Here is a 21,818-nt window from a genome sequence, read left to right on the forward strand (position 1 = left end):
CGATTTGGTGCGGCGGATGGAAATACGCCATCCACCCTACGTGGTCGAACGGTCACGCCTGCCCGAGGAAGTCCTTGGCGAAACGCTGCAGTACGCCGCCGGCCTCATAGACGCCGACTTCGGCCGCGGTATCAAGGCGGCAGGTGACCGGGACACGGGTCTCTTCACCGCTCTTGCGGCGAATGACCAGAGCCAGGTCGCAGCGCGGCGACAGCTCACCTTCGATATCGAAGGTTTCGGTGCCATCGAGACCAAGGGTCAGGCGCGTAGTACCCAGCTTGAACTCGACCGGCAGCACGCCCATGCCCACCAGGTTGGTACGGTGGATACGCTCGAAGCCTTCGGCGACGATCACCTCGACACCGGCCAGACGCACGCCCTTGGCAGCCCAGTCACGCGAGCTGCCCTGGCCGTAGTCGGCACCGGCCACGATGATCAGATTCTGCTTGCGGTTCATGTAGGCTTCGATGGCTTCCCACATGCGCATCACCTTCCCTTCCGGCTCGACGCGCGCCAGCGAACCCTTTTGCACCTTGCCGTCGACCACCGCCATCTCGTTGACCAGCTGCGGGTTGGCGAACGTCGCGCGCTGCGCCGTCAGGTGATCGCCACGGTGGGTGGCGTAGGAATTGAAGTCTTCCTCCGGCAGACCCATCTTGGCCAGGTACTCACCGGCGGCCGAATCCAGCAGGATTGCATTGGACGGCGACAGGTGATCGGTGGTGATGTTGTCCGGCAAGATCGCCAGCGGGCGCATGCCTTTCAGTGTGCGCTCACCAGCCAGCGCGCCTTTCCAGTACGGCGGACGACGGATGTAGGTGGACATCGGACGCCAGTCGTACAGCGGACTCTTGGCTTCCTCGATGGTGCCGAGATCGAACATCGGAATGTAGATCTGCTTGAACTGCTCCGGCTTGACCGAGGACGCGACGATGGCGTCGATCTCCTCGTCGGACGGCCAGAGGTCCTTCAGGGTGATCGGGTTGCCGTTCTTGTCGGTACCCAGCACATCCTGTTCGATATCGAAACGTACGGTACCGGCGATGGCATAAGCGACTACCAGCGGCGGTGAAGCAAGGAAGGCCTGCTTGGCGTACGGATGGATACGGCCGTCGAAGTTGCGGTTACCAGAGAGTACCGCGGTGGCATACAGATCACGCTCGATGATTTCCTGCTGGATCACCGGGTCCAGCGCACCGGACATGCCGTTACAGGTGGTGCAGGCGTAGGCGACGATGCCGAAACCGAGTTTTTCCAGCTCGCTGAGCAGCCCAGCTTCTTCCAGGTACAGCTTGGCGACCTTGGAACCCGGCGCGAAGGAGGTCTTCACCCAAGGCTTGCGCACCAGCCCCAGCTCGTTGGCTTTTTTCGCCAGCAGGCCGGCGGCCACCACGTTGCGCGGGTTGGAGGTGTTGGTGCAGCTGGTGATGGCAGCAATGATCACCGCACCGTCCGGCAACAGGCCTTCGGCCTCTTCGGCCCTGGCCGCAGCCAGCATGTTTTCGTCGGCGATGCCACGCTCGTGCAGCGCCGAGGTCGGCAGACGCTTGTGCGGGTTGGAAGGGCCCGCCATGTTGCGCACCACGCTAGACAGGTCGAATTCGAGCACGCGCTCGTATTCGGCACCTTCCAACGCGGTTGCCCACAGGCCCGTTTCCTTGGCGTACTGCTCGACCAGCGCAACTTGCTCCGGCTCGCGGCCGGTCAGCTTGAGGTAATCGATGGTTTGCTGGTCGATGTAGAACATCGATGCGGTCGCGCCGTATTCCGGGCACATGTTGGAGATGGTCGCGCGATCGCCAATCGTCAGGCTGTCGGCCCCTTCGCCAAAGAACTCGACCCAGGCGCCAACGACACGCTCCTTGCGCAGGAACTCGGTCAGCGCCAGCACGATATCGGTAGCAGTGATGTCAGGCTGACGCTTGCCAGTCAGGCGCACACCAACGATATCGGGTAGTCGCATCATCGACGGCAGGCCGAGCATCACGGTTTCGGCTTCCAGACCGCCGACGCCGATGGCGATCACACCCAGCGCATCGACGTGCGGCGTGTGCGAGTCGGTGCCTACGCAAGTATCTGGAAAGGCCACGCCACCGCGCGCCTGAATCACCGGCGACATCTTCTCCAAGTTGATCTGATGCATGATGCCGTTGCCGGCCGGGATCACATCGACGTTCTTGAAGGCGGTCTTGGTCCACTCGATGAAGTGGAAGCGGTCTTCGTTGCGTCGCTCCTCGACGGCTCGGTTCTTCTCGAACGCATCCGAATCGAAGCCTGCAAATTCAACCGCCAGCGAGTGGTCGACGATCAACTGAGTCGGAACAACCGGGTTGACCTTCGCCGGGTCACCGCCCTGCTCCGCGATCGCGTCGCGCAGACCGGCGAGATCGACCAGCGCGGTCTGACCGAGGATATCGTGGCAGACCACACGAGCTGGATACCACGGGAAATCGAGGTCGCGCTTGCGCTCGATGATCTGCTTCAGCGAGTCGGTCAGCGCTTCGGGCTCACAACGACGCACCAGCTGTTCGGCCAGGACGCGGGACGTATAGGGCAGCTTGTCATAGGAACCCGGCTGAATCGCTTCGATCGCCTCGCGGGTATCGAAGTAGTCAAGCCCAGTGCCAGGCAAAGGTTTGCGGTGTTCTGTATTCATGCCGGAAGAACTCAATTCAGTAATGTTCTGTGGGGCAAGGTTTGGGGAGCCCGGCGACGAGCTCCCTCGCTCCGATCAACGCTGGGCGATCGGGACGACCTTGCGCTGCTCCGGACCGATGTACTCGGCGCTCGGCCGAATGATCCGGTTGTTGCTGCGCTGTTCGAACACATGGGATGCCCAGCCGGTAACGCGCGAGCAGACGAAGATCGGCGTAAACAGCTTGGTCGGGATGCCCATGAAGTGATAGGCGGACGCATGGTAGAAGTCGGCGTTCGGGAAGAGCTTCTTCTGCTCCCACATGGTTTCGTCAACGGCAACCGAGACCGGATAGAGCACGGAGTCGCCCACTTCATCGGCGAGCTTCTTGGCCCATACCTTGATGACCTCGTTGCGCGGGTCGGAAACGCTGTAGATCGCGTGGCCGAAGCCCATGATCTTGTCCTTGCGCTCGAGCATGCCGAGGATCGCCTCGCGGGCTTCTTCCGGACTCTTCCATTGCTCGATCATGTCCATCGCCGCTTCGTTGGCGCCGCCATGCAGCGGGCCGCGCAGCGAACCGATAGCGCCGGTCACGCAGGAATAGAGATCGGACAGCGTTGAGGCGCAGACGCGGGCCGTGAAGGTCGAAGCGTTGAATTCGTGCTCGGCATAAAGAATCAGCGAGACGTTCATCACCTTGACGTGCAAGTCGCTAGGCTTTTTGTCATGCAACAGCGCGAGGAAATGACCGCCAAGGGTCTCTTCGTCGCTGGTGCAGTTGATGCGCACGCCATCATGGGTAAAGCGGTACCAGTAGCACATGATCGCCGGAAAAGCGGCCATCAGTCGCTCGGCCACATCGCGCTGCTGGTCGAAGCTGAGCTCCGGCTCCAGCGTGCCGAGCACCGAGGAACCGGTACGCATGACGTCCATCGGATGCGCACTGGCAGGGATGCGCTCGAGCACTTCCTTTAGCGGCTGCGGCAGGTCCCGCATCGTCTTTAGGCGACTCTTGTAATCGGTCAGCTGCTGTGTGTTTGGCAACTCGCCGTAGAACAGCAAGTAGGCCACTTCTTCGAAATCGCACTCGGCCGCCAGCTCACGTACGTCGTAACCGCGGTAGGTCAACCCGGCACCGGTCTTGCCAACGGTACACAGGGCGGTCTGGCCGGCGATCTGGCCACGCAGACCTGCGCCACTCAAAACTTTTGCTTCAGCCATTGCTATCTCCTTCTTGGATTTGTTCTGGATACTGCAAATCACGTTGAAAATGACCGTATAGAGCCCGCCGACACCCAGCGGGGTCTTTCTGTCAGCTCTTCTTTTGAGCGAACAGTGCGTCGAGGTGCTGCTCGAATGCGTGGTAGTTGATGCGATCGTAGAGCTCCATACGCGTCTGCATGGTGTCGATCACATTCTTCTGAGTGCCGTCACGGCGCAGCGCGGTGTAGACATTCTCGGCCGCCTTGTTCATGGCACGGAACGCCGACAACGGGTAGAGCACCAGGGATACATCGACGCCGGCCAGCTCTTCGGTGGTGTACAGCGGCGTTGCACCGAACTCGGTGATATTGGCCAGGATTGGCGCCTTCACGCGGTCGGCGAAGGTCTTGTACATCGCCAGCTCGGTGATGGCTTCGGGGAAGATCATGTCAGCCCCTGCTTCGATGCAGGCGGCGGCTCTGTCCAGCGCGGCATTCAACCCTTCGACCGCCAGCGCATCGGTACGCGCCATGATCACGAAACTGTCGTCGGTACGCGCATCAACAGCCGCCTTGATGCGGTCGACCATCTCCTGCTGGGTAACAATTTCCTTGTTCGGGCGATGGCCGCAGCGCTTGGCCCCAACCTGGTCCTCGATATGGATCGCCGCCGCGCCGAACTTGATCATCGACTTCACGGTACGCGCCACGTTGAACGCCGAGGAGCCGAAACCGGTGTCGACATCTACCAGTAGGGGCAGGTCGCAGACATCGGTGATGCGACGCACATCGGTCAGCACATCGTCGAGACCGGTGATACCGAGATCCGGCAGGCCGAGCGAACCGGCCGCCACGCCGCCGCCCGACAAGTAAATGGCCTTGAAGCCAGCACGCTGGGCCAGCAGGGCGTGGTTGGCGTTGATGGCGCCAACGACCTGCAGCGGATGCTCGCTGGCCACCGCGTCACGGAAACGCTGACCGGGGGTAGGAAGTGTCATGCCTCACCTCTTGGTTGTGATGTCTGTTGTTGAGCAGCCAGATAGTGCCGCTCGATATTGCGCTTGGAAGCGCAGATGTGGCGCCGCATCAGCAGCTCGGCCAGCTCGCCGTCACGGTCGGCAATGGCATCGAGAATCCGGTGGTGTTCGGCGAACGCCTGACGCGGGCGGTTGGGCGTTGCAGAGAACTGGATGCGGTACATACGGACCAGTTGGTACAGCTCGTCGCACAGCAACTTGGCCAGCGTGCGGTTACCGCTACCCTGGATGATTCGGTAATGGAAGTCGAAGTCGCCTTCCTGCTGGTAATAGCCGACGCCGGCCTGGAAGGCTTCATCGCGTTCGTGGGTGCTCAGCACCCGACGCAAATCCTGGATCTCCGCCTCGCTCATACGCTCGGCTGCCAGGCGACAGGCCATGCCTTCCAGTGACTCACGGATTTCGTAGAGCTCGATCAGCTCGGCATGGCTGAGCGAAACCACCCGTGCGCCAACATGCGGCACGCGAACCAGCAGCTTCTGCCCTTCCAGCCGGTGGATCGCCTCGCGCAGTGGACCGCGACTGATGCCGTAGGTACGCGCAAGTTCAGGCTCCGATATCTTGCTGCCGGGCGCGATATCTCCTTTCACAATAGCCGCCTGAATCCGTCGAAACACGTGCTCAGAGAGGGTTCCGCTGTCTACCTGATCAAGGCGGGGGATTTCCAACGCATCCAGCATATTGTCGACACCTAAGCCTTTTACAGCCACAAGCTAGCCCTCGAAGCGTGCCTGGTCAATGATACAAAAGTAGATTGTCGACAATCAGCTTGCCGCATGACGAAGTCATTTGGACCCGTAGCGCCGCAGTTTGGCTTGAGCCTAGCTTCGTGATCTACCGCCCATGCTAGAATGCGCCGCTATATACGCCATGTCGGCGCTCGCTCCGACGTGCTTTAGCCTGGCTCGTTGTTCCGGCCGCTTTTCCGACTCGACTACCTGGATTTATGAGCACCAAAACCCGTCTTCTATTGCTCTGCCTCTTAAGCGTCCCGCTCTTGTCACAGGCCGATGACAAAACGATCTACGGCCTGAATGAGCACGTGGCATTGCCGGACTTTGGTCTGGAGGTGCCAGCCAAGCTTGATACCGGTGCCCAGACTGCCTCGCTCAGCGCGCGCGACATCGAACGTTTCAAGCGCAACGGAAAAAGCTGGGTTCGCTTTTATCTCGCTATTGATGAAGCCCATGACCGCCCCATCGAACTCCCGTTACAGCGCATCAGCAAGATCAAGCGTCGTGCTGGTGACTTCGATCCAGAGGAAGAGAAAACTTATACGCCGCGCCCGGTTGTTGAACTCAATTTGTGTATGGGCAAGGCAAAACGCAGTATCGAAGTGAACCTCACGGACCGAAGCGCATTCCAATACCCACTTTTGATCGGTTCCGATGCGCTCTCTCGCTTCGGTGCTCTGGTCGACCCTGCTCTTAAGTACGCCGCTGGCAAACCCGGCTGCATTATCGAATCTGACGCTGACGAGTAACCCCATGCGCGCACTTACCCTGCACCTGAAAATCCTGATTCTTCTGCTCGTCTCGCTGGGCATCGCAATTACCGCTTACCAGATCTTCATCTTGGGCATTCCGGTGACTGAAGATGAAACCGATGACCTTTGGAATATTGACGCCAAGGTCGAATTCCAGGCCAACCCGCGCGAGCCGGTGAAGCTGCAGATGTACGTACCGCCACTCAATCAGGAATTCGTCAGCCTCAATGAGAGCTTCATTTCCAACAACTATGGCGTGAGCATCAACCGTGCCGATGGCAACCGCCGGGTTACCTGGTCCGCGCGGCGCGTCAATGGCAAGCAAACGCTTTACTACCGACTGGTACTGACCCGACGCTACAGCGGCGAACAGACCAAAACTACCGGCCCGATCTTCCGTGACAGCATTCCGGTCGAAGGGGCTGAGAAAATTGCAGCAGAGGCGTTGCTATCACCCATTCGCCAGCATTCGGCTGACGTTGAAACCTTCATCAGCGAAGCCATAAAACGGGTCAACAATGCCAATGACGATAACGTCAAACTGCTGCTTGGCGGCGACGCTTCGACGCCTAACAAGGCGCGAGTGATCGAGCTATTGCTATCCATAGCCCACGTTCCCATGGAGCGCGTGCACACGGTTCGCCTGCAAGCCGACATGGCGCAATCTCCGGAGCTCTGGCTGCGGAGCTTCAACGGTGACAAGTGGCTGTATTTCAATCCGGAAACCGGTGAGCAGGGCCTGCCGCAGGACCGCTTGGTCTGGTGGACCGGCAACGAGCCGCTGATGAACCTCGAAGGAGGACGTAACCCGCAAGTCACCTTTACGCTGAACAGCAGCGAGATGAATGCCATCCGCCTGGCAAAGCTGACTGACGAAAATACCGACGCAGACTTCCTCGAATATTCGCTTTACGGACTGCCACTACAGACCCAGCAGACCTACCAGATCATGATCATGATTCCGATCGGTGTTCTGGTGATTCTGATCCTGCGCAACCTTGGCGGCCTGCAAACACTGGGTACCTTTACACCAGTACTGATTGCGCTGGCCTTCCGTGAAACCCAGATCGGTTTCGGCATCATCCTGTTCACGGTCATCACCGCACTGGGGCTGTCGCTGCGCTCGTATCTTGAGCATTTGAAACTACAGATGCTGCCACGCCTATCAGTGGTGCTCACGTTCGTCGTGGTGCTGATCGCGGTGATCAGCCTGTTCAGCCACAAGCTTGGGCTCGAGCGCGGCCTATCCGTATCACTGTTCCCCATGGTCATCCTGACTATGACCATCGAGCGCCTTTCCATCACCTGGGAAGAACGTGGCGGCGGTCATGCGTTCAAGGTGGCGGTCGGTACGCTGATCGCAGCAGCGCTGGCATTCCTGCTGATGAACATTCCGGAACTGACCTACTTCATCTTCACTTTCCCGGCAGTGCTGCTGATCATGGTTGGCTTCATGCTCGCGATGGGTCGTTATCGCGGCTACCGCCTGACCGAACTGTTTCGTTTCAAAGCCTTTTTGAAGGATTGAGCCATGTTCGGTCTAATCAAGACGTGGAAGGCCCTCGAAGCCAAAGGCATCATGGGCATCAATCGCCGCAATGCGGACTACGTGCTCAAGTACAACAAGCGCAACCTGTATCCGATTGTCGATGACAAGATCATCACCAAGGAGCGAGCAATCGAAGCCGGTATCGATGTCCCTGAGATGTACGGGATCATCGAGACCGAGCGCGATATCGAAAAGCTCAAGGACATCGTCAAGGACCACACCGACTTTGTGGTCAAGCCGGCACAGGGTGCCGGCGGTGACGGCATCCTCGTCATCGCTGATCGTTTCGAGGGGCGTTATCGAACGGTGTCAGGGAAAATCCTGACTCACGACGAGATCGAGCATCAGATCTCCAACATCCTCACCGGGTTGTATTCGCTGGGAGGGCACCGCGACCGCGCTCTGATCGAGTACCGCGTCACCCCCGACCCGATCTTCAAAAGCATCAGCTACGAAGGCGTTCCGGACATCCGCATCATTGTCCTGATGGGTTACCCGGTCATGGCCATGCTACGCCTGCCAACTCGGCAGTCCGGCGGTAAGGCCAACCTCCACCAGGGTGCAATCGGGGTCGGAGTGGATCTGGCGACGGGCATCACGTTGCGCGGCACCTGGCTGAACAACAAGATTACCAAACACCCGGATACCACCAATGCCGTGGACGGCGTACAACTGCCAAACTGGGACGGGTTCATGAAGCTTGCAGCCGGCTGCTACGAGCTTTGCGGCCTTGGCTACATCGGTGTGGACATGGTGCTGGACGAGGATAAGGGACCGTTGATCCTCGAACTTAACGCGCGTCCGGGCCTGAACATTCAGATCGCCAACGATTGTGGCCTTACCCACCGGGCGCATGCCGTGGAGAATCGCGTCGAGGAGCTCAAGAAAAGCGGAGGGCAGGAAACCCCAGAAGAGCGAGTGCGATTCGCTCAAGAATTGTTTGGCCACATACCGGCTCACGATTGAGCCAAAGCCCGGCCCATTGGCCGGGCCATCTCCCGAACGAAACACATCATGCCCCTCTGCACGCTTCACGCCCTTCCCTATCGCCCCAATCCAGCCTTTTGGTTCGAGCGCATTCGCCACGCGCCCGGTGCCGTGCTGCTCGACTCGGGCCGTCCGGTGGCAGAACGTGGCCGATTCGACCTGCTCAGCGCCTGGCCAACACAGGTGCTAGTCCCTAGCGCGTCGGAAACAGGGGGCGCATTTTTTTCAAGACTTCGCGAGGCGCTCCGCTCACTGGGTGATGCCGAAGCGCCGTCGGACATTGACCTACCCTTCATAGGTGGCCTGCTGGGCTATCTCAGCTATGATTTCGGCTCACGCTTGGAAAGGCTGCCTGATCATGCTCACGATGACCTGGGCCTTCCGCACGCCCGATTCGGCGTCTATGCCTGGGCCTTGGTGAACGACCACCAGCGTCAAACCACGCACCTGGTCTTTCATCCGTCGTTGGTCCAGGCGGAACGCAGTCGCCTGACCACCTTGTTCGAGACTGATTGGGAATCTCCACCCTCGACGTTCAGCTTGTCGTCTGTTTTCGTCGCGAACCTGAAACCCAGCGAGTATCAAGGCGCTATCGCGCGCATCCAGCGGTATATCCAGGCAGGCGACTGTTACCAGGTGAACTTCGCCCAACGGTTTCAAGCGACCTATAACGGCGATCCATGGCAAGCGTTCCGCCTCCTGCGTGACGCCTGCCCGACCCCCTTCGCCGGTTTCATGACGATGGAAGAAGGCGCAATTGCAAGCGTCTCCCCTGAACGTTTCTTGCGCGTGAGCGACAGGACAGTCGAGACCCGCCCGATCAAGGGCACCCGTCCAAGAAATCTGGACCCGGAAAGCGATCTGGCTCAAGCCGACGCGTTGATGGCCAGCACAAAGGACCGGGCGGAGAACCTGATGATTGTCGACCTGCTACGCAACGACCTGGGCCGCAGCTGTGAGATCGGAAGCGTGCGGGTTCCGGAGCTGTTTTGCCTGGAGACCTACCCCAATGTGCATCACCTGGTCAGCAGCGTCACTGGTCGACTTGATCCGAACAAGGATGCGCTTGACTTGCTCACCGGCGCCTTTCCGGGCGGATCGATTACAGGCGCACCGAAGATTCGGGCCATGGAAATTATCGATGAGCTAGAGCCGACTCGCCGCGCCATTTACTGTGGCTCACTGCTCTATTTGGACGTGCGTGGCGAGATGGACAGCTCTATTGCGATCCGCACTCTGCTGTTCCGCAAGGACAGCGTGTATTGCTGGGGCGGTGGCGGGATCGTGGCAGATTCGGCGTGGCAAGCCGAATATCAGGAGACGATGGACAAGGTGAGCGTGTTGCTGAGCACACTTGAGACGACGCTGGCGTCATAGGCTCCACGGGACTTGAGCAGTTGCCGTGGAGCCTGGTCGTCTATAGCGTCAGCTTGCGGTTGGATGCCTTGATGAATTCTTGCTTGAGCGCGTCGAAGGTATGGACCGCCGGAAACTGCGGGAACTCACGGATTACGTTGTCCGGTGCGTGAAAGAGGATGCCGGCGTGCGCCTCGGAGAGCATGGTGGTGTCGTTGTACGAATCGCCTGCTGCGATGATGCGGTAGTAGAGGCTCTTCAGCGCAATGACCGACTGGCGCTTGGGGTCCTTCTGACGAAGCTGGTAATCCACAACGCGATCCGATTCGTCAGTGATCAAGCGATGGCAGAGCAACGTCGGAAAACCTAGCTGACGCATCAGCGGCTGCGAAAACTCGTAGAAGGTGTCCGATAGGATGACCACCTGGAAACGCTCACGCAGCCAGTCCACAAATTCGACGGCCCCATCCAGCGGCTTCAATGTAGCAATAACCTTCTGGATGTCCGGCAGTTTCAGGTTGTGCTCATCCAGAATACGCAGCCGCTGCTTCATCAGTACGTCGTAATCAGGAATGTCGCGCGTGGTTGCCCGCAACGATTCGATTCCAGTGGCCTCGGCAAACGCGATCCAGATTTCCGGAACCAATACCCCTTCAAGGTCGAGACAGGCTATTTCCACGGACGCGCTCCTTACAGCAGAAAAATTGAAGCGGCACTCTAACGGCAAGGCCCCGGCGAAGCAACGCGCTGCTTATGCCACGAAGAATGGGCGCTCTTCCTTAAACGTTATTTAGGGTAATAAAGACTCTTTGTTACCATCGCGCAGCAGAGCGCCAAGCGCCAACCAAGGAAGCCGCCTGATGAGCCAAACCATTGATATAGCCGAGCTGGCAGCCTCCTATGCCGGCAAATCCCCGCAGGACATACTCAAACTTGCCTTCGACCTGTTTGGGGATGACCTGTGGATCTCGTTCAGCGGGGCCGAGGATGTCGTATTGGTCGACATGGCCTGGAAGCTGAACAAGAACGTGAAAGTGTTCAGCCTCGATACCGGGCGACTGCACAGCGAGACCTATCGTTTCATCGAACAGGTCCGCGAACACTACGGTATTCCCATCGAAATCATGACGCCGGACCCGGCGCTGTTACAGCCGATGGTTAACGAGAAGGGTCTGTTCAGCTTCTACCGAGACGGTCATGGTGAGTGCTGTGGAGTTCGCAAGATCGAACCGCTGCGCCGCAAGCTGTCCGGCGTCCGCGCTTGGGCGACGGGCCAGCGCCGCGACCAAAGCCCGGGGACACGTAGCCAGGTTGCGGTTCTGGAAATTGACAACGCGTTCTCGACACCCAACCACAGCCTGTACAAGTTCAATCCGCTGGCTCAGATGACCAGCGAAGAGGTCTGGGGTTATATCCGTATGCTCGAGTTGCCCTTCAACAGCTTGCACGAACGCGGATTCATCAGCATCGGGTGCGAGCCTTGCACACGCCCAGTGCTGCCCAATCAGCATGAGCGAGAGGGACGCTGGTGGTGGGAAGAGTCAACCCAGAAGGAATGCGGCCTACACGCCGGGAACTTGATCGCTAAAAACTAACGATCTACGCCGGATCTATCACTCAAGGGGCTTGAAACGAGCCCCTTACTGAGCCACGCGTACGGGTGTCGGCTTAATGAATTGGATGACGCTCGAACTAGAAGGTCGGCAGGTCGACGTCCATGAACAATTCATCCAACTCCACTTTGTTTTTGCATTGCACAGCTTTTTCGAGCATCTCGCGATCAAGATGCGGGGCAAAGGTTTCGATGAAGTCACACATGAAGCCGCGCAGAAACGTGCCTCGACGAAAACCGATTTTAGTCACGCTGGGTTCGAACAGCTCGCTGGCGTCTAGCACGACCAGATCCGGGTCGAGCTTTGCGTCGACGGCCATGCGCGCGACGATTCCGACACCCAATCCCAGACGTACATAGGTTTTGATGACGTCGGCATCGGCGGCGGTAAACACCACCCTTGGTGACAGTCCTCTGTGACTGAACGCTTCATCCAGCTTGGATCGTCCCGTAAAACCAAACACATAGGTCACGATCGGGTGCTCGGCCAAGGCTTCCAGCGTGAGCTTTTGCAGCTTCGCCAATGGATGCCCCTGCGGCACAACAACACAACGGTTCCAGCGATAGCACGGCATCATCACCAGGTCGCCGAACAGCTCCAGCCCTTCGGTAGCAATGGCGAAGTCGACGGTTCCGTCAGCTGCCATCTCGGCAATCTGCATCGGCGTGCCTTGATGCATGTGCAGCGAGACATCTGGATATTGCTTGATAAATGCACTGATTACCGGCGGCAAAGCGTAGCGCGCTTGCGTGTGGGTTGTGGCGATGCTGAGCGTGCCGCGTTTTTCATTGGAGAACTCCTGCGCAATCTGTTTGATGCTTTCGCATTTGCGCAGAATTTCTCCAGCGGTCGTAATTATCCGCTCTCCGGCTGGCGTGACCCGGGTCAGATGCTTACCACTGCGTGCGAAGACCTCCACGCCCAACTCGTCCTCCAACAGCCGGATTTGCTTGCTGATACCGGGCTGTGAAGTAAACAGACTTTGCGCCGTTGCCGAGACATTGAGGTCATGGTGCGCCACCTCCCAGATGTAACGCAGTTGCTGAAGCTTCATAGAGATCCCTCAAAGGCCAATGGCGCTCGGACGCCAACCATATTTTATAACGTTATGCACCAGAACTTAGAAATTCTAGGCCATTTCCATATGAACCGCCGGTAGGCGGCCGCCTGGTCGGGCATACCGGCACTGTAAGCCTGACGCGTCAACCCAGCCGGGCCACCAACAAAATCACACCGCAACTGCCGGCCACAGGCATTGAGTAATGGCTGGACCTGATTGAGCTTAGCAGCCGGGAAGCAAATCACTATCGCACCGAGGATCGCGCCGCCACGTGCCGCGCCGGGTGGTTTGGCGCTGATTGTCAGCGCGTACGCGCCGAGAAAAAACGCAGCGCTTGATACAGCGCCTCTGTTTTAGGCATTGCGAAACCATGATCCGCTGCAGCAGCCAGCGGAGCAGCATAGATTGCCTCCAGCTCCATCGGGCGGCCCTGAGCATGATCGTGATACATGCTCGGCAGATAGTCGGGCATCTGATCGGTGAACGTCATCATTCGATCCGCCAGCACATCGGGTAGCGGTAGGCCACAGGCGGCGGCGGCTCCGCAGGCTTCCAACATGATCGATTTGACCAGGGCTCGGCTGTCGGGGTTGGACATCAGGGGGCCTGTGCCAGCATCGAGCAGGACGGAAAGACCGTTATAGGGCAAATTCCACACCAGCTTCTGCCAACGCGCCTGCTCGAGATTCGCGGCTGCATTGGAATCGATGCCCGCCGCGCGAAACATGGCAACCCCTTCTTCTACCAGCCTCTGTTGATCAGCGTCACTGGCCGGCCCCGAATGGTAACCAATGTTCACCCCGCCCAGTGCCTGATGCTCAACGACACCCAACGCCGAGCGGTGGGCACAGATCAAACAGAGGCCACCCAGCAAGTGAACGTGACTCGGAAGCGCTTCGCGCAAGGTCTCCTCCACGCCCAGACCGTTCTGCAAAACCACAACCTTGGCGTCTTCCGCTGCAGCCTCGGCAATCAGGGGCGCCAACTCTTTATTACTGGTGCTTTTCGCTCCGATCAGCAACCAGTCGCATTTGGGCATCTGGGCAGCAGTGCGATACGCCTGGACCGAGTCCAGGTGGATCGAGCCATGAACCGCGCTGTTTATTTGCAACCCGTTCTGCTGGACCGTCTCAAACTCGCTGCGCAGAAGAAAGTGCACATCGTAGCTCGCCCTGGCGAGCATCGCGCCGTAAAAGCCGCCAATGGCGCCTGTACCGATGATTCCGATTCGAATGTTGGGAGCAGTCATGCAAGGACTCCAGCGACAGTTCAGTGAAGCGCCATGATGGGGGCGCAAATAAACCACCACCTTATCAGCGTCCAAAGACAGCGCCCAGTGGCTATGAACGGCGGCATGACAGAACAGCTTTCCAGCGATATCCGGCCAGCCGTCCGACTTCAAGATGATTGTCGAGGCAACGCAATACGCGATAAGGTTCCGCTCCCCGCTGCGCCCTCAAGCTCTGCTCCGCCGCACCGGGGCTGGCTGGCGGACGGCATCTGTGACCCCGACGAGAACACGATGGCTGATTTACCGATCGATGACCTTAACGTTTCTTCCAACGAGACACTGATCACTCCAGATCAGTTGAAGCGTGAAATCCCGCTGACCGCTGCCGCGCTGGCGACCGTCTCCGAAGGGCGGCAGGTAATACGGAACATTCTCGACGGCAAGGATCATCGCCTGTTCGTCGTGGTGGGACCCTGCTCGATACATGACCTGAAGGCTGCGCATGAATATGCCGAGCGCCTCAAGGTGCTGGCTGAAAGGGTCTCCGACAGCCTGTTTCTGGTCATGCGGGTGTACTTCGAAAAGCCACGCACGACAGTCGGCTGGAAGGGCCTGATCAACGATCCTTACATGGACGATTCGTTCAAGATTCAGGATGGCCTGCATATTGGCCGCCAGTTACTGCTCGATCTCGCCGAGATGGGCTTGCCAACGGCTACCGAAGCCTTGGACCCGATCTCCCCGCAGTATCTGCAAGACCTGATCAGCTGGTCGGCCATCGGTGCACGTACCACCGAATCCCAGACACACCGAGAAATGGCCTCGGGCCTGTCGTCTTCGGTGGGTTTCAAGAATGGTACCGATGGCAGCCTGACGGTTGCGATCAACGCGCTGCAATCGGTTTCCAGCCCGCACCGTTTCCTGGGTATCAACCAGTCGGGCGGGGTGTCCATCGTCACTACCAAAGGCAACGCCTACGGTCATGTGGTTTTGCGTGGCGGGAACGGCAAGCCGAACTACGATTCGGTCAGCGTTGCAGTATGTGAACAGGAATTGAGCAAGGCCGGCATCAAGCCGAACATCATGGTGGACTGCAGCCACGCCAATTCAAACAAGGACCCAGCCTTGCAGCCACTGGTGATGGACAATGTGGCCAACCAGATCCTCGAGGGCAACAATTCAATCGTGGGTCTGATGGTGGAAAGCCACCTGGGCTGGGGCAGCCAGCCTATTCCCAAGGACCTGAACGATCTGAAATATGGCGTCTCCATCACCGATGCCTGCATCGACTGGGAAGCCACCGAAAAAGCCCTTCTCGGCATGCACACGAAGCTGAAGGACGTTTTGCCTAAACGCGCCCGCAGCTGACGCTGTCAGAATCAAAAAAACGCCGCTTGCCGGCGTTTTTTATTCCCGATCAGAACCGTCCGCTGCACTAGCCTGCCGTTCGATGTACCACTCAACATACGAGCAGGATGGAATAACCGTATAACCCTCGCGTTCGGCGTACTCCAGCGCATGCCGGGTTAACACTGCAGCCACACCTCGACCACGAAGCGCATCGGGCACGAAGGTCCGGTAGATATCCAACGTCTGCTTGCCCAAATCGACATAGGCCAGATAAGCGCGATGGCCATCAACGACTGTCTCGAACTGGTGGCTCGTTCGATCATGATGGATATTCAGCTGTTCGGTCATCTCGCCTCCTCAGCAGGCTGGACCTGCCCTGATTGTCTGGAAGTTACGTGGATTACCCTCACGCACTCTCCGTTTATATTGTTAGCTGGACGAGGCATGCTACCGCCAGGCAAGACTTGGCTCAATTGCTTAAATCATCAGCGCGCCGCAATGAGCCGGATGAGCTTTAACTAACTGATCGACGCAGATAAAAACTGCAACTTTTCGGCGCTCGCACCGGTCCATGTAGCGGGTGCAGCGTTGGCTCTGATTGTTTTTCAATCAGTTCTGCCAGCAGATGCAGTTAAAAAAAATGAGCATGCAGAAAAAATGCGGTAGCAGCTGCTTGGCTCAGTTTACTTAGCGCAACTAATCGGTAGTATGTGCGCGCCAACTTTCCATAACGGGAGTTGCCATGGATTTCATCCTTAAGGGGAACACGATGAACAACGTTCTGAAATTTTCTGCTCTGGCTTTCGCCGCAGTTCTGGCTACTGGTTGCAGCAACAGCATGACCAAAGAAAGCGAAGCCCGCCTGACCGCGACCGAAGACGCCTCTGCCCGCGCTCAAGCGCGTGCCGACGAAGCGTACAGCCGTGCCGACGAGGCTCTGCAGGCTGCTCAGAAGGCCCAGCAGACTGCTGACGAAGCCAACGAGCGTGCGCTGCGTATGCTGGAACGCGCCAGCCGCAAGTAAGCTTCAGGCAAAAAAAGCCGACCTGCAATCAGGTCGGCTTTTTTGTGGGCGCCTGATTCTCCAGACGCCATATGCAGGCGCAAAATGCTAGAAGACGGGCTCTTCATGAGTGGCCAGGGCCTGGCCCTGCTCGGCGATCTGGATTGGCAGACCATCCTCGCCAGCGATGATCTCACGAACCATTTCCCAGTCCAGCTGCAGCGAACCTGCAGGCTCGTCACGCTTGAGCAATGTATTGATCACTACTGCATGCTTGTCCATGAGCGTCATCTTTTTTTCTTCGTCCTGAAGCGGCGTATGTGCCTCCAAATAAACCTTGCCTTGGCTCACGCCGAACTTGTAAGGCTCATCGATGATCCGCACCGAGGTTCCGACCTTGACCAACCCCGCCAGCTCTAACACGTTGTGGTTGAGCATACGGAAACAACCATGACTGACGCGCATGCCAATTCCGAACTTCTTGTTCGAACCGTGGATGAGATACCCAGGTAACGCCAGGCTCATCTTGTAAGGACCCAGCGGATTATCCGGCCCCGGCGGCACCACCTTCGGCAGCGGATCACCATCGGCGGCGTGTTCGTCGCGGATCGATTGCGGCGGATACCAGGCTGGGTTACTGGTCATGGCTGAGATCCGCGTATTGCCCACCGGGGAACCCCAACCTTCACGCCCAATGCCGAGCGGAAAGGTGTGCACCACGTTTTCGCCCTCCGGGTAGTAATACAGGCGGTACTCCGCAAGATTGATCACGACGCCTTCACGCGGTCCGGGGGGCAGAATGTACCGTGTCGGCAGAATGATGTCGGTCCCCTCGCCAGGCAACCATGGGTCCACGCCCGGGTTTGCCGCAACGAGTTCCAGATAGCCGAGATCATGGGTTTCACCGAGCGCAGCAAAGGTGTCTTCGTACTTGGCCTTGATCACTTGGATCTGCCCGGCGACGTCCTCGCCCTCCGGCGGCAATGGTAATTCGAGTGCGACAGCCTGGGTGGCCGAAAGTAAAGCTGCGAAAGACACACTGGAGGCGACTGCAAACGCACGCGAGAGCATTCAGGGGTTTCCTTGGGAAAGTGTTCGTGTTGCGCCGATTGTACTCGAAGCACCGGCGGACGCCGACCTACCAGGCGCTGACGGCAGACGGAAGGCCTTTTCTTTGGGCGCTAAGTGCATCGCGACATGCAGGACAAAGCCGGCGGTCCTTGAGCACGGAGCGCTCGATATCTTTCCAGAGCGGGCGCGCTGGCAGAAAACCTCCACACAGCGTGCGATCAACCTGCCCGCTCAACTCAAGCTGCCGTAATGCCAAGTGCAGCCGGTTCTCCCGACAAGCAAACAGGTCGAACTGCTCGTCTGGAACGATGAGGCGATAGGCAAAAAGGGTCCAGGCTGGGCGCGGCATCTGAGGCTCCGATTCGAGGGGCGCGACAGTAGCCGCGCGCACGCTTCAAAGCAAGGGCTCGAGCACCGGCCAGACGTTGTCCAGCAACCGCTGCTGGGCACTCGCAGTGGGATGAATGCGATCGGCTTGCATCATGCCTTCAACACCCCCAACTCCATCGAGGAAAAACGGGACGTATGGCAGTTTCCGATCGTCTGCAAGCGAGTCGAACGCTTCCTCAAATGCGCGCGTATAACGTTGCCCCAAGTTCGGCGGCAAACGCATCCCGAGCAACACGACATTGGCATCGGCGTCACGCGATAGGTCGACCATGGCCGCCAGATTGCTGTTCAACTGCTTCGGCGATTGCCCGCGAAGTCCGTCATTGCCGCCCAACTCGATGATGACCACCTCCGGATCGTATTCCGCCAGCAATGCGGGCAACCTTGCCAGCCCTCCCGCACTGGTGTCCCCACTGATCGAAGCATTCACCACACGATGATCGAGATTCTCTGTATCAAGGCGTTGCTGGAGCAGCTGTACCCAGCCCTGGCTGGTTTCCAGCCCGAAAGCGGCGCTGATACTATCCCCGACCACCAACACCGTTCCCGCCAAGGTGCCCTGGGCCCAGCACAGCAGAACCAGGCCCCCACCTATCAGCCAATTTCGCATCGGAATCTCCATGAGCGCCAGCATTCTCTACGCCCGGAACCTTAGCAAAGCGGTACCCAGCGCGGAAGGCGAGCTGGCGATACTAGACGATGTCTCGTTGAGTCTCGACAAGGGCGACAGCCTTGCCATTGTCGGCACTTCAGGTTCCGGCAAATCGACGCTGCTGGGTTTATTGGCTGGCCTGGATCTGCCGACATCAGGCGAGGTTCACCTGGCTGGTCATCTGCTCGGGGCGCTGGACGAAGACCAGCGCGCCCGTGTGCGAGCCGAGCACGTCGGCTTCGTTTTCCAATCGTTTCAACTGCTCGACAGCCTCAACGCCCTGGAAAACGTCATGCTTCCGCTTGAGCTGCACGGCCGCTCCGACGCACAGGCGAAAGCTACCGAGTTGCTCGACAGGGTCGGCCTTGGTGCCAGGCTGCACCATTATCCACGGCAACTGTCAGGCGGCGAACAACAGCGCGTCGCCGTCGCCCGCGCCTTTGCCGCCGAACCCGCCGTGCTGTTCGCCGACGAACCGACCGGCAACCTCGACAGCCACACCGGCGCAACCATCACCGAACTGCTGTTCGAGCTCAACCGGGAACACGGCACGACATTGGTGTTGGTAACCCATGACGAACGCCTGGCCCAACGCTGCCAGCGCCTGCTTCGCCTGGAAGGCGGTCGCCAACTCGTCGACGAGTTGAGTCAATGAAGCATGTGCCCATCAGCCGTTTGGTAAAGCTAGCGCTGCGTCAGCTGTCGCGAGATGCGCGAGCTGGCGAGTTGCGTGTGTTGTTTTTCGCATTGCTGATCGCCGTTGCGGCCAGTACGGCCATTGGTTATTTCGGTGCGCGCCTGAATGACGCCATGTTGCTGCGTGCTACCGAGTTCCTGGGCGCCGACCTGGTCTTGAACGGTAGCGCACCCGCGGCATCTGAACAGATCGAGGCAGGTGAACGGTTACAGCTCCAGCACGCCCGGGTTGTTGAGTTCTCCAGCGTGGTCGCCACGGACGACAACCTGCAGCTGACCAGCGTCAAGGCCGCTGATGACAGCTATCCGTTACGCGGTGAGCTTCGCAGTGCAGCGGCGCCATATCAGCCCGAACAACCCGGAACAGGTCCGAAGCCCGGGCAAGCCTGGGCCGAAGCACGCTTGTTCGCCGCCCTGAACCTCCAGATCGGTGACTGGATTGAAGTTGGTAACAAGCCGCTGCAACTGACTCGCGTGCTGACCTACGAGCCCGATCGCGTCGGTGATTTCTACAGTTTGACGCCACGCGTACTGATGCATCTGGATGATCTCGAAGCGACCGGCGTGGTTCAGCCCGGTAGCCGCGTTCGCTATCGCGAACTCTGGCGGGGCTCTCCTGAGCAACTGGCAGATTACGAAGAGGCGATCAAAGCTGATCTGCAACCGCACCAGCGCATCGAGACAGCCAAGGACGGAAACCGCCAGATTGGCGGCGCACTGGGACGCGCCGAACGCTACCTCAATCTGGCCAGCCTTGCCGCAGTGCTCCTAGCAGGCGTTGCAGTGGCGCTATCGGCCGCACGCTTCGCGGCGCGCCGCTTCGACGCCAGTGCGCTGTTGCGCTGCCTTGGTCTGTCACGCCGCGAAGCGCTGATGCTCTATACCCTGCAGCTCGCCTACCTCGGACTGGTTGCCAGCACGGCTGGCGCGCTGCTGGGCTGGGCAGCACAACATGGACTGTTTTTCCTGCTGCGTGAACTCGTGGTAAGTGAAGTGCCACCCGCCACGCTTTGGCCGGCGCTGGCGGGGATTGCGACCGGCCTAGTTGCACTGGCGGGTTTCGCCCTGCCGCCGCTGGCCGCGCTGGGACGTGTGCCCCCGCTGCGGGTTCTACGCCGCGACATGCTGCCGATCCCGCCGAGCTCCTGGCTGGTGTATGGCACCGCCGTTATCGCACTCGGCTTGATCATGTGGCGCCTCAGTTTGGACCTGAAGATTACCCTCGCGCTGCTGGGCGGCGGTCTGCTCGCCACCGTGGTTCTCGGTGGACTGCTGTTGCTGGCATTGAAGGGGCTGCGTCGGGCGCTGTCAGGCGCATCGCTGACATGGCGTCTTGGACTCGGACAGCTACTCCGTCACCCACTGGCGGCGGCTGGTCAGTCGCTGGCTTTCGGCCTGATACTGCTTGCCATGGCGCTGATCGGGTTGCTGCGCGGCGAACTGCTCGACACTTGGCAAAACCAGCTGCCGGACAACGCCCCCAACCATTTCGTCCTGAACGTCCTGCCCGCCGACCAGAGTGCATTCACTGCTCGCATCGAGGCACTCTCTGATCACGCGGCTCCCCTGTACCCGGTGGTCCCTGGTCGCCTGGTTGCCATCAACGGCGAGCCGGTTCGCCAACTGGTAAGCAAGGAAAGCCAGGGCGATCGTGCCATTCGTCGAGACCTGAGCTTGACCTGGGCCAAGGACCTGCCCTCCGACAATCGCCTGACCGCCGGCCAATGGTGGACCGGAGCACGAGGCGATCTGCCTGGCGTATCGGTGGAGGCCGAGTTGGCCGAAAGTCTCCAGGTGCAGCTGGGTGACCGACTCAGCTTCACAGTTGGCGGGCTCACCCGCGATGTCAGCGTGACCAGCCTGCGAGAGGTCAACTGGGACAGTTTCCAGCCCAACTTCTACATGATCTTCGAGCCCGACACCCTCCAGGACGTGCCCGCCACCTACATGACCAGCTTTCACCTGCCGCAAGGAAAAGATCGTGAGTTGGTGCAGCTGGCCAGGGACTTTCCGTCTGCGACGATATTGCAGGTCGAAGCCTTGCTCAGTCAGCTGCGCAGCATCCTCGCGCAGGTCTCGCTAGCGGTCGAATATGTCCTGATGTTCGTGTTGGCGGCAGGCCTGGCGGTATTGTTCGCAGGTCTTCAAGCAACGCTGGATGAGCGGATTCGTCAAGGCGCGCTGCTCCGGGCGCTAGGGGCGGAGCGGAAACTGTTACTCAGAGCCCGACGTACCGAATTCGGCGTACTAGGCGCTGCCAGCGGTGTACTCGCTGCATTGGGTTGTGAACTGGTCAGCGCCCTGCTCTACCACTTCGTTTTCGATCTTCGCTGGCACCCCCATCCATGGCTACTTTTGCTGCCCCTGATTGGCGCGCTACTGGTCGGCGCTGCGGGTGTGCTGGGTACGCGTCGAGCACTCAACGCCAGCCCGCTGGATGTGCTGCGTGAAAATTGACCGGAGCAGGCAGCATGTTGGACTGCCTGTAGAATGCCCA

20 protein-coding genes are annotated in these 21,818 nt (G+C 59.1%); 9 read left to right on the forward strand and 11 right to left on the reverse strand.

Annotation, left to right across the window (positions count from 1 at the left end; all coding sequences use genetic code 11):
* Positions 1 to 52: 52 nt before the first annotated feature.
* The 4 genes from acnD to AAGW23_RS12920 all read right to left on the reverse strand — a co-directional run bounded on the left by acnD (position 53) and on the right by AAGW23_RS12920 (position 5,557).
* Complete coding sequence (gene acnD / locus AAGW23_RS12905) at positions 53 to 2,656, reverse strand: Fe/S-dependent 2-methylisocitrate dehydratase AcnD (protein WP_342406874.1); 2,604 nt, start codon at positions 2,654 to 2,656, stop codon at positions 53 to 55.
* Between the two features lie 75 nt (positions 2,657 to 2,731).
* Complete coding sequence (prpC, locus tag AAGW23_RS12910; RefSeq protein ID WP_342406875.1) at positions 2,732 to 3,859, reverse strand: bifunctional 2-methylcitrate synthase/citrate synthase; 1,128 nt, start codon at positions 3,857 to 3,859, stop codon at positions 2,732 to 2,734.
* A gap of 91 nt (positions 3,860 to 3,950) precedes the next feature.
* Complete coding sequence (gene prpB, locus AAGW23_RS12915) at positions 3,951 to 4,838, reverse strand: methylisocitrate lyase (RefSeq protein WP_342406876.1); 888 nt, start codon at positions 4,836 to 4,838, stop codon at positions 3,951 to 3,953.
* Complete coding sequence (locus tag AAGW23_RS12920) at positions 4,835 to 5,557, reverse strand: GntR family transcriptional regulator (RefSeq protein WP_342406877.1); 723 nt, start codon at positions 5,555 to 5,557, stop codon at positions 4,835 to 4,837. Before AAGW23_RS12920 ends, prpB begins: the two co-directional genes overlap by 4 nt.
* Positions 5,558 to 5,823: 266 nt before the next feature.
* Here AAGW23_RS12920 and AAGW23_RS12925 point away from each other — a divergent pair, with 266 nt between their 5' ends.
* Genes AAGW23_RS12925 through pabB form a run of 4 tightly spaced genes read left to right on the forward strand, consistent with a single transcriptional unit; the run spans position 5,824 to position 10,276 of the window.
* Positions 5,824 to 6,360: an ATP-dependent zinc protease gene (locus AAGW23_RS12925; RefSeq protein ID WP_342406878.1), complete on the forward strand. Its 537-nt coding sequence runs from the start codon at positions 5,824 to 5,826 to the stop codon at positions 6,358 to 6,360.
* A gap of 4 nt (positions 6,361 to 6,364) precedes the next feature.
* On the forward strand, positions 6,365 to 7,891 hold the full coding sequence (locus tag AAGW23_RS12930; RefSeq protein ID WP_342406879.1) for an inactive transglutaminase family protein: 1,527 nt from the start codon (positions 6,365 to 6,367) through the stop codon (positions 7,889 to 7,891).
* A gap of 3 nt (positions 7,892 to 7,894) precedes the next feature.
* Complete coding sequence (locus AAGW23_RS12935) at positions 7,895 to 8,878, forward strand: alpha-L-glutamate ligase-like protein (protein WP_102836311.1); 984 nt, start codon at positions 7,895 to 7,897, stop codon at positions 8,876 to 8,878.
* A 48-nt stretch (positions 8,879 to 8,926) separates the two neighbouring features.
* On the forward strand, positions 8,927 to 10,276 hold the full coding sequence (gene pabB / locus AAGW23_RS12940; protein WP_342406880.1) for an aminodeoxychorismate synthase component I: 1,350 nt from the start codon (positions 8,927 to 8,929) through the stop codon (positions 10,274 to 10,276).
* Positions 10,277 to 10,316: 40 nt separating this feature from the next.
* Here pabB and thrH read toward each other — a convergent pair whose 3' ends face one another.
* A complete protein-coding gene (gene thrH, locus AAGW23_RS12945; RefSeq protein ID WP_342406881.1) occupies positions 10,317 to 10,934 on the reverse strand; it encodes a bifunctional phosphoserine phosphatase/homoserine phosphotransferase ThrH in 618 nt (205 codons plus the stop codon).
* Positions 10,935 to 11,115: 181 nt separating this feature from the next.
* Here thrH and AAGW23_RS12950 point away from each other — a divergent pair, with 181 nt between their 5' ends.
* A complete protein-coding gene (locus AAGW23_RS12950) occupies positions 11,116 to 11,850 on the forward strand; it encodes a phosphoadenylyl-sulfate reductase (RefSeq protein ID WP_342406882.1) in 735 nt (244 codons plus the stop codon).
* A 97-nt stretch (positions 11,851 to 11,947) separates the two neighbouring features.
* On the opposite strand, the gene cysB is transcribed toward AAGW23_RS12950, so the two are convergent.
* Together cysB and AAGW23_RS12960 are read right to left on the reverse strand one after the other, a co-directional pair.
* Positions 11,948 to 12,922 carry an HTH-type transcriptional regulator CysB gene (gene cysB / locus AAGW23_RS12955; protein WP_342406883.1) on the reverse strand — a complete coding sequence of 325 codons (975 nt, stop codon included), beginning with the start codon at positions 12,920 to 12,922 and terminating at the stop codon, positions 11,948 to 11,950.
* 307 nt (positions 12,923 to 13,229) lie between these two features.
* Positions 13,230 to 14,177 (reverse strand): putative 2-dehydropantoate 2-reductase, encoded by a 948-nt coding sequence (locus tag AAGW23_RS12960; RefSeq protein WP_342406884.1) that lies wholly within the window; start codon positions 14,175 to 14,177, stop codon positions 13,230 to 13,232.
* Between the two features lie 273 nt (positions 14,178 to 14,450).
* On the opposite strand from AAGW23_RS12960, the gene AAGW23_RS12965 reads away from it, so the two are divergent.
* The gene (locus AAGW23_RS12965; protein ID WP_342406885.1) at positions 14,451 to 15,527 is read left to right on the forward strand and encodes a 3-deoxy-7-phosphoheptulonate synthase; all 1,077 of its coding nucleotides are present in this window, start codon (positions 14,451 to 14,453) and stop codon (positions 15,525 to 15,527) included.
* A 39-nt stretch (positions 15,528 to 15,566) separates the two neighbouring features.
* Here the strand turns inward: AAGW23_RS12965 and AAGW23_RS12970 are convergent, their stop codons facing one another.
* Positions 15,567 to 15,857, reverse strand: a complete 291-nt coding sequence (locus AAGW23_RS12970; protein ID WP_342406886.1) for a GNAT family N-acetyltransferase — start codon at positions 15,855 to 15,857, stop codon at positions 15,567 to 15,569.
* Between the two features lie 421 nt (positions 15,858 to 16,278).
* On the opposite strand from AAGW23_RS12970, the gene AAGW23_RS12975 reads away from it, so the two are divergent.
* Positions 16,279 to 16,533 carry an Lpp/OprI family alanine-zipper lipoprotein gene (locus AAGW23_RS12975; protein WP_029404583.1) on the forward strand — a complete coding sequence of 85 codons (255 nt, stop codon included), beginning with the start codon at positions 16,279 to 16,281 and terminating at the stop codon, positions 16,531 to 16,533.
* Between the two features lie 87 nt (positions 16,534 to 16,620).
* On the opposite strand, the gene AAGW23_RS12980 is transcribed toward AAGW23_RS12975, so the two are convergent.
* The 3 genes from AAGW23_RS12980 to AAGW23_RS12990 all read right to left on the reverse strand — a co-directional run bounded on the left by AAGW23_RS12980 (position 16,621) and on the right by AAGW23_RS12990 (position 18,583).
* A complete protein-coding gene (locus AAGW23_RS12980; protein WP_342406887.1) occupies positions 16,621 to 17,583 on the reverse strand; it encodes a L,D-transpeptidase family protein in 963 nt (320 codons plus the stop codon).
* A 67-nt stretch (positions 17,584 to 17,650) separates the two neighbouring features.
* Positions 17,651 to 17,932, reverse strand: coding sequence for a hypothetical protein (locus tag AAGW23_RS12985; protein ID WP_102836302.1), 282 nt, complete (start codon positions 17,930 to 17,932; stop codon positions 17,651 to 17,653).
* Between the two features lie 45 nt (positions 17,933 to 17,977).
* Positions 17,978 to 18,583, reverse strand: coding sequence for an arylesterase (locus tag AAGW23_RS12990; protein WP_342406888.1), 606 nt, complete (start codon positions 18,581 to 18,583; stop codon positions 17,978 to 17,980).
* A 10-nt stretch (positions 18,584 to 18,593) separates the two neighbouring features.
* Here AAGW23_RS12990 and AAGW23_RS12995 point away from each other — a divergent pair, with 10 nt between their 5' ends.
* Both AAGW23_RS12995 and AAGW23_RS13000 read left to right on the forward strand, forming a co-directional pair.
* Positions 18,594 to 19,280: an ABC transporter ATP-binding protein gene (locus tag AAGW23_RS12995; protein ID WP_342406889.1), complete on the forward strand. Its 687-nt coding sequence runs from the start codon at positions 18,594 to 18,596 to the stop codon at positions 19,278 to 19,280.
* Positions 19,277 to 21,778 (forward strand): ABC transporter permease, encoded by a 2,502-nt coding sequence (locus AAGW23_RS13000; RefSeq protein WP_342406890.1) that lies wholly within the window; start codon positions 19,277 to 19,279, stop codon positions 21,776 to 21,778. The genes AAGW23_RS12995 and AAGW23_RS13000 overlap by 4 nt, the downstream gene beginning before the upstream one ends.
* Positions 21,779 to 21,818: the final 40 nt, after the last annotated feature.

The organism is Stutzerimonas chloritidismutans (assembly GCF_038562055.1).
GTDB lineage: Bacteria > Pseudomonadota > Gammaproteobacteria > Pseudomonadales > Pseudomonadaceae > Stutzerimonas > Stutzerimonas chloritidismutans_A.